This window comes from Archangium lansingense (assembly GCF_026626635.1).
Taxonomy (GTDB): domain Bacteria; phylum Myxococcota; class Myxococcia; order Myxococcales; family Myxococcaceae; genus Archangium; species Archangium lansingense.
In genome coordinates this window covers 5,390,760-5,404,147 of sequence record NZ_JAPNKA010000001.1, presented here as the reverse complement: position 1 = coordinate 5,404,147, position 13,388 = coordinate 5,390,760, and the positions used below count along the sequence as shown (strand labels likewise).

The following is a 13,388-nucleotide window of genomic DNA, read 5'->3' as shown; positions in this document are numbered from 1 at the left end:
TAGTGGTCGTTACGTCCGTTGGAGCCTCTGGGTCGGTCACCTCCTGTCCCGTGGCTATTACTCGTCCCCGGGTGCCTTACGCGGGGCCTTGTCGGCCGGCTCCCGGCTCTTGGCCTTCTCGCTGCGGTAGCTGTCGCCGGTGAGCTCCAGAATCAGCGCGTGGTGCACCACCCGGTCAATGGCCGCCGCCGTCGTCATCGCGTCCTTGAAGATTCGGTCCCACTGCGAAAACACCAGGTTGCTCGTAATCAGGACGCTCCTGCGCTCGTAGCGCTGTGCCAGGAAGGTAAACAGCACCTCCATCTCCTCCCTGTCCTGCTGGATGTAGCCGATGTCGTCGATGATGACCGCGTCGTACCCGTCCAGCCTCCGCAGCTCCTTCTCCAGCAAGAGGTTCTTCTTGGACAAGAGCAGTCGCTGCACCAGCAGCACCGCCGGGACGAAGAGCACCTCGTAACCGCGCTGCACCAGCTCGTGGCCTATGGCGCTCACCACGTGCGTCTTGCCGCGGCCCGGCAGCCCGAAGGCCAGCACGTTCTCCGCGCGCTCGACGAAGCCGCCCTCACATAGGGCCGGTAGCTGGCGGCGCACCTTGGCTGGCAGCTTCTCCTGCTCGAGCGTGGCGAGCGTCTTGTCCGTGGACAGCCCCGAGGCCTTGAGCAGGCGCTCTATCCGCCGGCCCCGGCGCTCGCTCAGCTCCAGCTCCACCAGCTGGCGCAGGTAGTGCGGGCACGTCCAGCCCTCCTGCCCGGCGCGCCTGGCCAGCTCCTCGTGGTGGGCTGCAAACGCTGGCAGTTTCAGCGCTCGCAGCAGCATGGCCAGCGTCTGCTGCTGCTCGCCCTCGGCGCTCGCCGCTGCTCGCAGGGAAGTGGAAGTGGTGCTCATGAGGCCACCTCCCGCTGCTCCACCAGCAGCGCGTCATAGCTGCTCAGGTCCACCTCGGGCTGTGCCAGCTCGGGCACCTCAGGCCTGGCTGGCGCCACCAGCGCCTTCACCTGCTCGGCACCGCGCAGTCCGCCCTCGGCCAGCAGTCGCGCCAGCACCTGCTCCACCTGGGACTCCAGCGTGGAGGCCGCCAGGTGAAGAATCCGCAGGTACTCCACATCCGCGGCTCTCCCCTCGCGCACCCGCTGCAGCTCGTCGTACGCCTGGCGGAATACTAGCGAGGGGAAGAGGTCCTCCCGGTAGCGGTACTGCGCGAAGGCCCCTGGCTTCTGCACCAGTGACCAGATGATGTGCCGGTAGTTGATGCGGTGCCCGTTGCGACCCACCAGCCTGTCCACCACCAGCAGCGGCTTTCCCGCGTGCAGCACCTCCAGCCTGTCGTCATACACGCGCACCCGCACGCGCTGGCCCACCAGCCGCGAGGGCACCGAGTACGTGTTGTGCTGCACCCGGATGGTGCTCCACGCCGTGACGACTACCTCCTGCTCGCTGTACTCCACCAGCCGCTGCACCGACAGCGGCCTCATCGCCGCCAGCTCCTCCTCCACCTTCGCTCCGCGCAGCCGGTTGGCCTTCTCCAGCACGCTCTGCACCCAGCTCTCGTACGCCGCGGCGCTCTCGAAGTCCCGGCTGCCGCGCATCAGCAGGTGCTGTAACAGCCGGCGTTTGAGCGCGCCGTTGAGCGCCTCCACGTCCCCGTTCTGCTCCTTCTTTCCCACCTCAATGGTGCGCGGCTCCATGCCCAGGTGCTTCATGAGCGAGAGGTACTCGGCGTTGAAGCCCCGCTTGCCGTTGCGCAGGTCGTGCGTGGCGCTGGTGGAGTTGTCCGTCTGGTGGTAGCGCGGCACCTTCCCCAACCGAAAAACAGCCGCCTGCACTCCTCGCTTGATGGCCGCCATGGACTCCGAGTGGCACACCGTCGCCCATTCCCAGTTGGAGTAAGGCAGCACCGGGTGGCACAGCAGGTGCGCGAAGGGCTGCCCTCCCACCGTCACTTCCAGCTCATTGGCCCAGGTGAAGTCCGTCTGCATCGCCTCCCCGGGCCGATGCTCCTGGGCGAAGAACACCTGCTTCTCCGGCCCCTGCTGCGCTCTCCACTGGCGCACTCGCCGCTGCAACGTGCGCAGCTGCCCCGGCTTGTATCGTCCCGGCTCGCGAGCACACAGCTCCTCGAAGAGCGTCTTGGCCTCCAGCTCCGGCGCCTCCTTCAACCGCTCGGCCAGGCCCTCCCACTGCTCCTCGAAGGGGTCCTCCCTCGTCCTCTAGGTGCGCTCCTGCTCGAGCTCCGAGGGGAACTTCCCCTCCCTCACGTACTTGCGTGCCGTCTTGCGGTCCATCCCCGCCCGGGCCGACGCCAGCCCGAGGCGTCCGTGCTTCGCCATCTCTTCCATCAGCTTCCTCACCTGGGCATCCGTCGTCCTCACCCGTCCATCCGAACCTCCGGAGTCACCGGGTTTCTACCGACGGCTGCCGTCACTCAGGATGGGGAGGTGTAATTGTCGTTGATGGGGAGGTGTAGTTGTCGCTGAGCACCCGATGGCCTTGCCAAAACGCCGGGCTACCGCTTCCAGTTCCTCCTGTGACCTCGCGGCCTCCGCCTCCCGGTACAGATTCAGGCACGCCTGACCCACTGTGTAGAGCTCCGCCGCGCTGTAGGTCATCAACAGGCCGACGGTGACTGCTGACGCCAATGCCTTGCTGAACAGCGGCTCGGGCACCGCCCAGGCGGTCACATAGAGCATCAGGGACAACGCCATGGAGTACGCCACCGTAGGTGAGCTGAGCATCTCCATGGCCGCCGCGCGCACGCCCTCGTCCATGTAGCGGGGTGAGAGCTTGAGTGCCCGGAACCACCGGCTGTCCTCCAGCGAGGAGGGCAGCGGCAGCGAGGAAGGGCCGTAGAGTTCCTCGTAGCCCGTGAGCACCCGCCTCTCCAGGTCCGAGCGCTGCGCGCTCCCCGCCAGCCCGCAGGGAGCACCTATCAGCACCGCGCTCACCGAGAGCCTCGCCAGGTGGCATGGCTCCGACCTCGGTGCCTGGAATTCCGTCTCCAGGGCCACGATGAAGGCCTTCGCGTCCTCCACCGTGAAGCGCGCCAGCGCCAACTCTGGCCGAAGCGGCTTGAAGCTGAGCTCAAGCCCATCACCGTGAACGGAGTCGTGGTGCTCCCTCACCGTCACGGTTTCCAACGCCGCTCGAGCCGGGAGCGGCACCAGCAACAACAAACCCAGGGCGAGGCAGGAGCACATCCAAGCTTTCAGCATGTACCTGTTCCGGCGGAGACCTACCCACCGGAACAGTAGGCTCCACCGCCCCGCCCACTCAAGTCACGCTCAGTGCGCGTCCGCCCAGTTCCTTCCCGCCCCCACTTCGACCTTGAGAGGCACCTTGAGCTGCATCACGGCAGTCATGCACCTCCGCGACAGCTCCTTCACGGCCTCCACCTCCGCCTCCGGCGCCTCGAAGAGCAATTCGTCGTGCACCTGCAGCAGCATCTGCGTGCGCAAGCCCTGCTTCTCCAGCTCCGCCTCCACCGCCAACATCGCCTTCTTGATGAGGTCCGCCGCCGTGCCCTGGATGGGCATGTTGATGGCGGCGCGCTCGGCCGCCTGCACCACCTGACGGTTCTTCGCGCGCAGGTCCGCCATGGGGCGGCGCCGCCCGAAGAGCGTCTCCACGTACCCCTTCTCGCGCGCCACGTGCACCGTCTCCTCGAGGTAACGCCTGATGCCAGCGTAGCGGGTGAAGTACCGCTCGATGATGTCGCGCGCCTCCGCCTCGGGGATGTTGAGGCGCGTGGACAGGCCGTACGGGCTCAGGCCGTAGGCAATGCCGAAGTTGACCGTCTTGGCCACGCGGCGCTGATCCTTCGTCACCTGGTCCTGCGCCACGCCGAAGATCTCCGCCGCGGTGCGGCTGTGGATGTCCTCGTCCCGGGCGAAGGCGTCGATGAGCACCGGGTCCTCGGCGATGTGCGCCAGCAGCCGCAGCTCGATCTGGCTGTAGTCCGCCGAGACGAGCTGATGCCCCTCCTCCGCGATGAAGGCGCGGCGAATCTCCATACCCAGCTCGGTGCGAATGGGGATGTTCTGGATGTTGGGGTCGGACGAGGACAGCCGGCCCGTGGCGGCGGTCGCCTGGTGGAAGGTGGTGTGGATGCGTCCGTCCTTCGCCACCAGCTCCGGCAGCGTATCCAAGTAGGTGCTCTTGAGCTTGGACAGCGAGCGGTACTCGATGATGGCGCGCGGCAGCGGGTGCGCCTCGGCTAGCTTCTCCAGCACCTCCTGGTCCGTGGAGGGGCCCGTCTTCCCGCGCTTGAGGACCGGCAGCTCCAGCTTCTTGTAGAGCACATCGGCCAGCTGCGGGTTGGAGCCCACGTTGAACTCGGTGCCCGCGAGCTGGTGGATCTCCTTCACCTTGGCGTCGCAGTCAGCGCCCACCTTGTCGGAGATCTGCCGGAGCACCTTCACGTCCACCTTCACGCCGCGCGACTCCATGCGCGCGAGCAGCGGCACCAGCGGCAGCTCCAACTCTCGCGCCAACTTCGCCAGGCCCAGGGGCTCCAGCTCCTCCCACAGCCCGGGTGCGAGCTGCCGTGCCGCATCCGCCCGAACCGCGTACGCCAGCGACACCTCCTGGGGAGTGTGCTCCTTCAGCGCGCGGGCCTTGCGTCCACTGGTGGTGGGCAGCTCGGGCAGGTCCACCTGGAACCGCTCGCGGGAGAGGAACTCCAGGCTGTGATCGCGCTGCGAGGCATCCAGCAGGTAGCTGAGCAGCTCGACGTCGTCCTCCCCTCCCCTCAGCCGAATCCCCTCGCGGTTGAGCAGCAGCCAGAGGGCCTTGAGGTCATGCCCGCCCTTCTTCACCGCTGCGTCCTCCAGCACGCCCTGGAGGGCCGCCTTGAAGTCCGCGGGCCGCACCTGCTCCACGAGCCCCTCGTGGGCGAGCGGCACATAGCGCGTGGTGCCGTCCTTCAGCGCCACCCCCAGGCCCACCAGCGACCCGGTGAAGGGCAGGCCCTCGTACGCGGGCACCAGTGCCACGGCGCCTGCCTCGCGCACCGCAGCGGCCAGCGCCTGGAGCGCCTCCTTCGTGGTGACGAGCTCCGTCTGCGTCGCCAGCTTCGCGGCCGTCTTCGGGGCCGCCCCCGCGCTCGCGGGCTCCCCCGTGGCCGCCTTCGCCGGCAGCTCCCGTAGGAGCGCGGAGAACTCCAGCTCGGTGAAGAGCTGACGGAGCTGCTCGTCCTGCGGCTGCTTCCGCGCGAGGTCCGCGACGGACACATCCAACTGCAGGTCCGTGCGGAACGTCACCAGGTCGCGCGCGCGCAGCAGGCTCTCGCGGTGCGACTCGAGGGCCTCGCGCATCTTCGGCTTCTTCACCTCGGAGAGCCGCTCGAGCAGCGCGTCCACGGAGCCGAACTGCGTCAGCAGCTCCACCGCCGACTTCGGGCCGATTCCCGGCACCTTGGGGACGTTGTCCACGGCGTCGCCGATGAGCGCCAGGTAGTCGCGCATCTGCTTCGGCTCAATCCCCAGCCGCTCCTTCACCCCGGCGGGGTCCGTGTAGCGCTCGTTCTGCGGATCGTACAGGTGCACGTCCTTGTCGACGATCTGTACGAAGTCCTTGTCGCCGGTGACCACCAGGACGCAGAAGCCCTCGGCCGTGGCGCGCCGGGCCAGGGTGCCGATGACGTCATCCGCCTCCCAACCGGCCACCTCCAGCACGGGCAGGTGCAGCGCCTCCACCACCTTGCGGATGTAGGGGAACTGCTGGGCCAGGTCCTCCGGCGTCTCCTTCCGGTTGGCCTTGTAGTTGGGATCGATCTTCTGACGCTCGGCGCGGCTCTCCTTGTCGAAGGCGAGCGCCACGTGAGTGGGGTTCAGCTCCTTGAGCGCCTTGAGCACCTGACGGGTGAAGCCCAGGGTGGCGTTGGTGGGCACACCCTTGCGGTTCGTCAGAGGGGGAATCGCGTGATAGGCGCGGAAGATGAAGCTGGAGGCGTCGATCAGGACGAGGCGGGGCGCGCCGCTCGGTGGGCTGGGGACCATAGGCCCCCGGCCTTAATCGAGCCCCCGCGCCCTGTCCATGCCGTGGACGCGCTCCAGGAGCACCCGTCAACGCTCCTGGAGCATCCGGAGACTCAGCAGCCGTTCTCCGTCTTCATGGCCGCCACCTTCTCCTCGAGCCCGTCACCCTTGACGGCGAGATCCATCACGGCGTCCAGGTCCGCACAGGACTCGGCGGCCTTGAAGGCCTTCAGGGCGCGCGTGGAGCAGCGGCCCACCTGCGAGTTCAGGTCCGTGTTGCCCGCGTAGAAGCGGAAGCCCAGCTTCCAGATGCGGCAGGCGCGGCGCTGATCCCCGCGTTCATCCCAATACTTGCCCCGGGCAATGGCCTTGGAGGCCATGTCCTGCTGGATGTTGCGCTTGTAGAAGGACGGCCGGGAGTCGACCTGGTCCGCCATCAGCCGCTTGTCCACGTCCAGCGCCTCGAGCAGCGGCTCTGCGGCCTTCTCCACGTCCTCGTTCTGCAGGTGGCCCTGACCAATCTTGAAGAGCTGATCCACGTTGCTCACGTCCGTGAGCAGCTTGTCCGCCTCGACGTGGTACTGGGCCAGCTCGTAGTTGGAGCGCAGCTTCTGCAGGGTGACGAACGCCTCGTTTCCGCGTCCGGCCCAGTAGTCCATCATCGCCGCGACCATGAACTTGTTGGGGAAGCGCTGCTTGAAGACCTCCTCCACCAGCTTCTTGGGATCCGGCGCGGCCTCGTCCTCGAAGAAGATGTCCGACACGGGGCAGCGCCAGGGCGCGGCGTTGGGCTCCACCCGCTGCCGGGCGTTGAGGAAGTCCAGATAGAGCTTGTTCTTGGGCCGCCACTCGGTGCGGCCCAGGCGCTTGCCCTTGTCCAGCACCAGGGTGAAGCCGATGGGAGGCTCCAGGTCCTCGCGGGTCATCTTCTGGCAGGCGAAGCCCATGTAGCGCCCGCACCGCTGCACCGCGGGAGCCCACTGGCCATCGCGCAGGTAGCGCTTGCAGTCGTCCTCCGAGCGCTTCATCACCTGCGCCACCGCCTCCTGCACCTTGGGCTTGGCGCGGCGGAAGTAGGAGCTCTCCTTCGGAATCTTCTTGAAGAAGTCCAGCGCCTCATCTTCCTTGAGTCGTCCGAGCGCCTTCTGGCCCTGATCGAAGTAGCCGGCGGACTCCTTCTCCAGCTTGATGCGGCGCATCAGCGTGTTGGCTTCGGAGTTGATCGGATCGATGTCCAGCGCCTTGGAGCAGGCCACCTCAGCCTTCGTCCAGTCGGGCTCGCTGCCCATCTCCGTGGAGGAGTAGGAGCGGCAACTGCTGAGCATCTCCTGCACCTGCTCGGCGGGGCTCGGAGGCGGAGGGCCCTTCTTGGCGGTCGTATTGCCCTTGGACGCACCACCACCCTGGGTGCTCTTGACGATGCCCGCCACCAGCAGCAGGCCCACCACGCTGGCGGCCACCACCAGCAGCCGCTTGCGCGAGGCCGGAACACCTCCTGCCGCTGCAGGCGCATCCGCCTCCGGCGCGGCCTCTGCGCCCGTGCCACGCCGCGTGGGCACGTCGCGCCCGCGCCGCACGGGCAGGTTGGAGGCCCCGACGCTCCCCTCGACCTCCACCTCCACCATACCGAAGGTGATGATGTCCCCGGGCTGCAACGCCACCGGCTGCGTGCCCATGGGCTCGCCATTCACCAACGTGCCGTTGGCGCTGCCCAGGTCTCGCAGCACCGCGCCCTCGGGCGTCTGCTCCACCTCGGCGTGCTTGCGGCTCACCGAGTCGTCATCGAGCAGCACGGTGGCGGGCGCCTGACGGCCCACCAGCAGCTTGCCCTTCACGGGGTACTTCTTGTTGGCCCAGGGACCGGTGAGGCCCTTGAGCACCAGGCCTTCATTCCCCTCCCCTGCCGGCGCGGCTCCCGGGCTTCCGGGCCGAGGACGCTTCGCCAGGGCCGAGGAGCCTCCAGCACCCGGCGCGGGCCGCTTCACGGCGGGCATGGCCCGGGTGGCCGAGCGCGGCATGGGAGCATCACCTGCCGCAAGAGGATCCGGCCCCTCGTCCGAGGGCTTCACCTGCTTGCGCACGCCGGTAGCGCGCGGGCCCGCGGCAGCCTTGAGCCGCAGCTCGTAGTCGCCGAGCACCACCTGGGACTTGGGCGTCAGCACCGTCATGCCGGTGATGCGCTGGCCATCCACGAAGGTGCCGTTGGCGCTGCCCACGTCCTCCACCATCACCTTGCCGCCCTCCACGACGAAGCGGGAGTGGCGGCGCGACACACCGCCCTCGGCAAGAACCAGATCATTCTGGCCTTCCTGGCGGCCGATCTTCAGCTCACCAGAAAGCTCGTGCTCAGTCTCACTGCCGTCGGGGTGACGGACGACCAGGGTAGGCATGGGTGGCGTCAGTCCTCGCGGAAGATGCTCATGTTGACGGGGATGCCCTTGCGCTGCAGGTCATCGTAGAACTTCGGCACGAAGCCGCTGGCCACGTAGCGCCCGCGCACCTTCCCGTCTTCCGTGAAGCCTTCCTGCTTGAAGTAGAAGATGTCCTGGAGGGTGACGATGTCCACCTCCATGCCGGCGATCTCGGTGATGAAGCAGATCTTCCGGGTGCCATCCGAGAAGCGCGTCTGCTGGACGATGATGTGGACGGCGCTGGCAATCTGCTCGCGGATGGCCTTCACCGGCAGCTCCATGCCGCTCATCAGCACCATCGTCTCCAGCCGGGCGATTGCGTCGCGCGGCGTGTTGGCGTGCAGCGTGGTGAGCGAGCCGTCGTGGCCCGTGTTCATCGCCTGGAGCATGTCCAGTGTCTCGCCCGCTCGGCACTCTCCCACGACGATCCGGTCCGGCCGCATACGCAGGCAGTTCTTCACCAGGTCGCGGATGGTGATGGCGCCCTTGCCTTCCAGGTTGGGCGGGCGGCTCTCCAGTTGCACCCAGTGATCCTGCGGCAGTTGGAGCTCGGCCGCGTCCTCCACCGTGACGATGCGCTCGTCCTCGGGGATGAAGGAGCTGATGATGTTGAGCGTCGTCGTCTTGCCCGAGCCCGTGCCGCCGGAGATGACGATGTTCTTGCGCGCCTTGACGCACATCTCCAGGAACTCGGCCATCTGCGCGGTGACGGTCTTGTACTTGACCAGATCCTGGATCTTCAGCGAGTCCTTCTTGAACTTGCGGATGGTGATGCAGGGTCCCTTGAGCGCCAGCGGCGGGATGATGGCGTTCACGCGGCTACCATCCTTGAGGCGCGCGTCCACCAGCGGGCTGGACTCGTCGATGCGCCGGCCGATGGGAGCCACGATGCGCTCGATCACGCCGAGCACCGCCTGGTTCGAGCTGAACGTCTTCTCGGACAGGACGAGCTTGCCCTTGCGCTCGATGTAGATCTGGTTGGCGTGGTTCACCATGATCTCGCTGATCTCATCCGACGCGAGGAACGCCTCGAGGGGCCCCAGGCCCAGCGCCTCGTTGATGACATCGGTGAGCAGCTCTTCCCGGTCCACCTCGCCCGGGAGCTCTCCGTCCGCTTCCATCTGATCGATGATGTCGCGGATGGCCTTCTCGGTGCGCCGCCACAGCTCGTCGTCGCCGAGCCGGTCCATGTCCATGCGGCGCAGATCGAGGTACTCGATGAGGCGGTCGTGGATCTCCTTCTGGAGCCGGGTATAGGCCTCCAGCCGCGGATCCACGCGCTTCTTGTTCTTCGCCAGAGCCGAGGCCAGCGAGGCCGGCATGCGCGCGTTGGCGGCCGGGGCCTGGGGCGGCGGAGGCTCCTCGTACGGCTCCTCCTCGTAGGCGCCCTGCCCGCCGTCGTCGTAGCCCTGGTCCTCCTCGTAGTACTCCTCCTCGGGAGCCCCGGTGCGCGTCATGGAGCCCTGTTCCTCCAGGGGCTCCACGTTGAGGATGTAGTCGCCGATGGAGATCTGATCGGCCGGCTTCACCACCTGCGGTCCGGCGATCTTCTTGCCGTTCACGAAGGTGCCGTTCGTGGACTTCATGTCCACGACGATGAGCTTGCCGTCCTTGGCGACGATCTTCGAGTGGTACTTGGAGACGTTGCCCTTACCGAGGACGATGTCGTTACCAGCGAGGCGACCGATGGTGATCTCGTTCTTCTCGAACTCGATCTGCTCGGTACCTCCGCCCTTCTCCTCGAGCGTCACAAGAAACATGGCGCGGATGCTACCAAGCACGCACGTCCCCTCAAAGAGGAGGCGACGCATTGGGCCATGAGGGGCCACGGGGAGCCCTGAGAGGCCCCTGGAAGCGGCGAGGCCGGCGCCCATCCCCGCTTAGGGGGACGAGGCCGGCCTCGGGCAGCCGAGCAACCGTGCGGGTGCTCAGTCGAAGATGTTGAAGTTGACCTCGGAGCGGGCCTGCTTGTAGCGGCTCTTCACGTCCTCGATGATCGTCCGGATCTTGTCCGAGTCCGGGTTGACGATACGGGGCGTGACGAAGATGACCAGCTCGCGCTTGGTGGAGTCGAAGGCGCGGTTCTTGAAGAGCTCGCCGATGATGGGGATGTGGCCCAGGCCCGGCAGCTTGGAGACGGCCTTCTGCTCGTCGTGGCTGAAGACGCCGGACAGGACGATCGTCTCGCCGTGGCGCACGGTGACGTTCGTCTTCACCTTGCGGGTGCGGAAGCCGGGGATGGAGGACGAGCCACCGAAGGACACGGCCACCGAGGTGTCGATCTCGCTCGCCTCGGCCTCGATCTCCGTCTGGATGTTGCCGTTGCGGTCCGCGGTGGGGCGCAGGTTGAGGATGACGCCGTATTGCTTGTACTCCACCGTGAACTGGTTCTGGGTGATGAGGGGGATGGGCACCTCGCCGCCCGCGAGGAACTCGGCCTTCTCGCCGCTGGCGCACACCAGCTTGGGCTGGGCCAGCAGCCGGCCGTAGCCGTCATTGCCCTGGAAGCCGATGGAGAAGTCCGCGCCACCGACGATGGTCATGATGCCGTTGCCCGCGCCGAAGGTGCCGGGGAACAGCTGCTGGTTGATGGTGGCCGTGGCGGCCACGCTGCCGGTGATGTCGGTGGGATACTTGATGCCGTAACGATCCCTGGAGTTGCGGCGGATCTCCACGAACTGCACCTCGGAGAGGATCATCCGCTTGATGCCGACGACGAGCAGGTTCTCCACCTTCTCGCCCACCGCCTTGACGATGAGCTCGGACTTCTGGAGATCCTGCTGGCTCTCCACGGAGCCCTCCAGGAAGATGGTGGAGCCCACCACGTTGACCTGCACGTTGCGCAGGCCCGCCTTCTGGAAGGCCGCGGTGAGGTTCTGCGCCACCAGCTTCTTGGCGTTGGGCGCCACCTTCACGAAGCTCTTCACGTTCGGGTAGAGCGACACCACCTGATCGATGCGCTCCGCGTCACCCGCGGTGTACGCCTGACCTTCCAGGTAGATGCGGTCACCCACCATCCGCACGGACACACCCTCGATCTCCCCGAGCAGCTTCTTGAGCTCGGAGATGATCTCGTTGGGATCCTGCTTGCGCACGGTGACCAGGTAGCTGACACGCTGGCCGGAGCTCTTCCAGACGAGCAGCGTCGTCCGGCCCTCGGCCTGCCCCTGGAGGAGGATCTGGTTGTTGCCGATAACCTTCACCTCGGCGACGTTCGGATCACCCAGCGCGATGCGGGTGGTACCCGGAACGGTGATCACCCGCTGGGTGCCCACACCGAGGTTGATGGTGCTGCTCTCTTGGGCCCGCGCGGAGCCCGCGGCGAACAGGGCCAGCAGGGTGCCGAGCGCGGCCACCTGCGTGAAGCGTCCAAGCATCGTGAGAGTCCCTTCGCGTCGCATCCGAACTACCCCAGTCTGTCGTGCTGCCACCACATGGCCCAGAAAGTACCCAGTGCGATCGCCACGCCGTACGGGATGTGGCGCCGCGGCGCGCTCACCGCGCCCTCGTGCATCAGCCGGACTCGAATCGCCCACCGCCGCACCATGCCGCCCAGCGTCTCCCAGACGGCGCCCTGCCACAGCAGCGTCACCACCGCCTGTAGCGCACCCGCCAGGGAGATGAAGGCCGCTGCCGCCATCACCGTGGGAAAGCCCAGCACCGCCCCCACGCCCGCCATCAACTTCACGTCCCCCCACCCCATCTTCCCGCCGCTCGCCGCCGGCACCAGCAGCAGCGCCAACCCCGCCCCGGACACCACGCCACTCACCAGCCCCGTCTCCAGGCCACCCACTCCCTCGGCCCACAGGCGCACGCCCAACGCCACCGCCATCAATGGGTAGGTGACGACGTCCAGGATCCGGCGGCTCAGTACGTCCGTGGCCACCGAAATCACCAGCGCCACTCCCAGGACGGTCCAGAGCGCAATGTGAGAGGAAGTCATGTCCAGTCCGCCTCTCAATCCGGAAAGAGGCGGATTCAGGAACTAAATCAGGGAGGGCCGCTGTCCGTCAATTGGCCAACAGCCCATCCCCCTGATACGGCGGCAAGAGCTCAGGCGTAGGAGAGCCGCACCCGCTCGCTGCAGATGAAGTACTCGTCGCCGTCCTCCACCTTGCGGCGCTTGATGCGCTGCTTGTTGAACCAGGTGCCGTTGGAGGAGCCCAGGTCCTCGATGAAGAACTCGTCGCCCTGGCGGACGATGACGGCATGCTCGCGCGAGACCTTGCCGGAGTTGATCATCAGATCGCAGTGCTTGCCGCGGCCGATGACGAAGCGCTCCTTGGTGATGGTCTGAGGCTCGGCGTTGTCTATGGAGAGGATGAGCGCGGCGCCGGACGGCTCGTCCATGGGCTCGTCGTCCAGGGGCTCGTCCTGGTCCATGGGCTCGTCCTGGTCCATGGGCTCGTCCTCGGGAGCCATGTCCATGCCGGAGTCGTCGGAGTCCTCGGGCAGAGGCTCGTCGATCTCCTCGCGGGGCTCGTTGCTCTTGCCCTTGATGAGGCGCTCGAGCTCGGCGGCGGTCTCCAGGACGCGCTCGGCGACCTCGCGGCGGGCGGGGTCGTTGTCCAGGGCGTTGGCGGGAGGACGCTCCTCGGCGGCGACAACGCGGGCAGAGGAGCGCTGGGGGGCCGGAGCGGGCAGCGGGGTGTCATCCCGGGGAGGAGGCGCCGCCTTGGCGGAAGCACCCCCGGCCACGGGCTGCAGCACGGGCGGAGCAGACTTGCTGGGGGACGGGACCGCGGCAGCGACACGCGGGGCCGCCACAGGCGCCTCGGAGCGCTCCGTCCGGGCCACCTCGATGAAGCCGTTGAGGCGCGCGAACATGAACAGCGCCTGGTTGATGAGCGCGTCGCGATCCGAGCCCATCTGCTGGGCCATGTCTTCGTAGGTCTCCCACAAATGGTCGGCGATGCCGACCTTGCGGGCGGGGCGGGTGTTCTGGTCGATCATCTATCTTGACTCGCTAATCCTGGTGCCCCGGACTCTAACAGAGCCGCCCAGG

9 protein-coding genes and 2 pseudogenes are annotated in these 13,388 nt (G+C 67.1%); all 11 read right to left on the bottom strand.

The window, feature by feature from the left end; genetic code table 11:
• Nucleotides 1-57 precede the first annotated feature (57 nt).
• The 11 genes and pseudogenes from istB to OV287_RS22165 all read right to left on the bottom strand — a co-directional run bounded on the left by istB (nucleotide 58) and on the right by OV287_RS22165 (nucleotide 13,336).
• Nucleotides 58-885: an IS21-like element helper ATPase IstB gene (istB, locus tag OV287_RS22210; RefSeq protein ID WP_267536040.1), complete on the bottom strand. Its 828-nt coding sequence runs from the start codon at nucleotides 883-885 to the stop codon at nucleotides 58-60.
• Complete coding sequence (locus tag OV287_RS56470; RefSeq protein WP_373371918.1) at nucleotides 882-1,472, bottom strand: Mu transposase domain-containing protein; 591 nt, start codon at nucleotides 1,470-1,472, stop codon at nucleotides 882-884. The genes istB and OV287_RS56470 overlap by 4 nt, the downstream gene beginning before the upstream one ends.
• A pseudogene (gene istA / locus OV287_RS56465) lies at nucleotides 1,473-2,189 on the bottom strand (IS21 family transposase); the annotation flags it as partial.
• Nucleotides 2,190-2,207: 18 nt separating this feature from the next.
• Entirely contained in the window at nucleotides 2,208-2,369 is a 162-nt protein-coding gene (locus OV287_RS22200) for a hypothetical protein (protein WP_267536039.1), read from the bottom strand.
• 108 nt (nucleotides 2,370-2,477) lie between these two features.
• Nucleotides 2,478-3,194, bottom strand: a pseudogene (locus OV287_RS22195) (AHH domain-containing protein); the annotation flags it as partial.
• An 84-nt stretch (nucleotides 3,195-3,278) separates the two neighbouring features.
• Complete coding sequence (gene polA, locus OV287_RS22190) at nucleotides 3,279-5,993, bottom strand: DNA polymerase I (RefSeq protein ID WP_267536037.1); 2,715 nt, start codon at nucleotides 5,991-5,993, stop codon at nucleotides 3,279-3,281.
• 92 nt (nucleotides 5,994-6,085) lie between these two features.
• On the bottom strand, nucleotides 6,086-8,362 hold the full coding sequence (locus OV287_RS22185; protein WP_267536036.1) for an FHA domain-containing protein: 2,277 nt from the start codon (nucleotides 8,360-8,362) through the stop codon (nucleotides 6,086-6,088).
• A gap of 8 nt (nucleotides 8,363-8,370) precedes the next feature.
• On the bottom strand, nucleotides 8,371-10,143 hold the full coding sequence (locus OV287_RS22180) for a TadA family conjugal transfer-associated ATPase (protein WP_267542392.1): 1,773 nt from the start codon (nucleotides 10,141-10,143) through the stop codon (nucleotides 8,371-8,373).
• Nucleotides 10,144-10,311: 168 nt separating this feature from the next.
• The gene (locus tag OV287_RS22175) at nucleotides 10,312-11,760 is read right to left on the bottom strand and encodes a type II and III secretion system protein family protein (protein ID WP_267536035.1); all 1,449 of its coding nucleotides are present in this window, start codon (nucleotides 11,758-11,760) and stop codon (nucleotides 10,312-10,314) included.
• Between the two features lie 29 nt (nucleotides 11,761-11,789).
• Complete coding sequence (locus OV287_RS22170) at nucleotides 11,790-12,326, bottom strand: A24 family peptidase (protein ID WP_267536034.1); 537 nt, start codon at nucleotides 12,324-12,326, stop codon at nucleotides 11,790-11,792.
• A gap of 110 nt (nucleotides 12,327-12,436) precedes the next feature.
• Nucleotides 12,437-13,336, bottom strand: a complete 900-nt coding sequence (locus tag OV287_RS22165; RefSeq protein ID WP_267536033.1) for an FHA domain-containing protein — start codon at nucleotides 13,334-13,336, stop codon at nucleotides 12,437-12,439.
• Between the last annotated feature and the right edge of the window lie 52 nt (nucleotides 13,337-13,388).

Excerpts from the sequence above, each read along its gene's own strand:
- istB (WP_267536040.1), bottom strand. The coding sequence starts at position 885 with ATGAGCACCACTTCCACTTCCCTGCGAGCAGCGGCGAGCGCCGAGGGC.
- OV287_RS56470 (WP_373371918.1), bottom strand. The coding sequence starts at position 1,472 with ATGAGGCCGCTGTCGGTGCAGCGGCTGGTGGAGTACAGCGAGCAGGAG.
- polA (WP_267536037.1), bottom strand. The coding sequence starts at position 5,993 with ATGGTCCCCAGCCCACCGAGCGGCGCGCCCCGCCTCGTCCTGATCGAC.
- OV287_RS22185 (WP_267536036.1), bottom strand. The coding sequence starts at position 8,362 with ATGCCTACCCTGGTCGTCCGTCACCCCGACGGCAGTGAGACTGAGCAC.
- OV287_RS22180 (WP_267542392.1), bottom strand. The coding sequence starts at position 10,143 with ATGTTTCTTGTGACGCTCGAGGAGAAGGGCGGAGGTACCGAGCAGATC.
- OV287_RS22175 (WP_267536035.1), bottom strand. The coding sequence starts at position 11,760 with ATGCTTGGACGCTTCACGCAGGTGGCCGCGCTCGGCACCCTGCTGGCC.
- OV287_RS22170 (WP_267536034.1), bottom strand. The coding sequence starts at position 12,326 with ATGACTTCCTCTCACATTGCGCTCTGGACCGTCCTGGGAGTGGCGCTG.
- OV287_RS22165 (WP_267536033.1), bottom strand. The coding sequence starts at position 13,336 with ATGATCGACCAGAACACCCGCCCCGCCCGCAAGGTCGGCATCGCCGAC.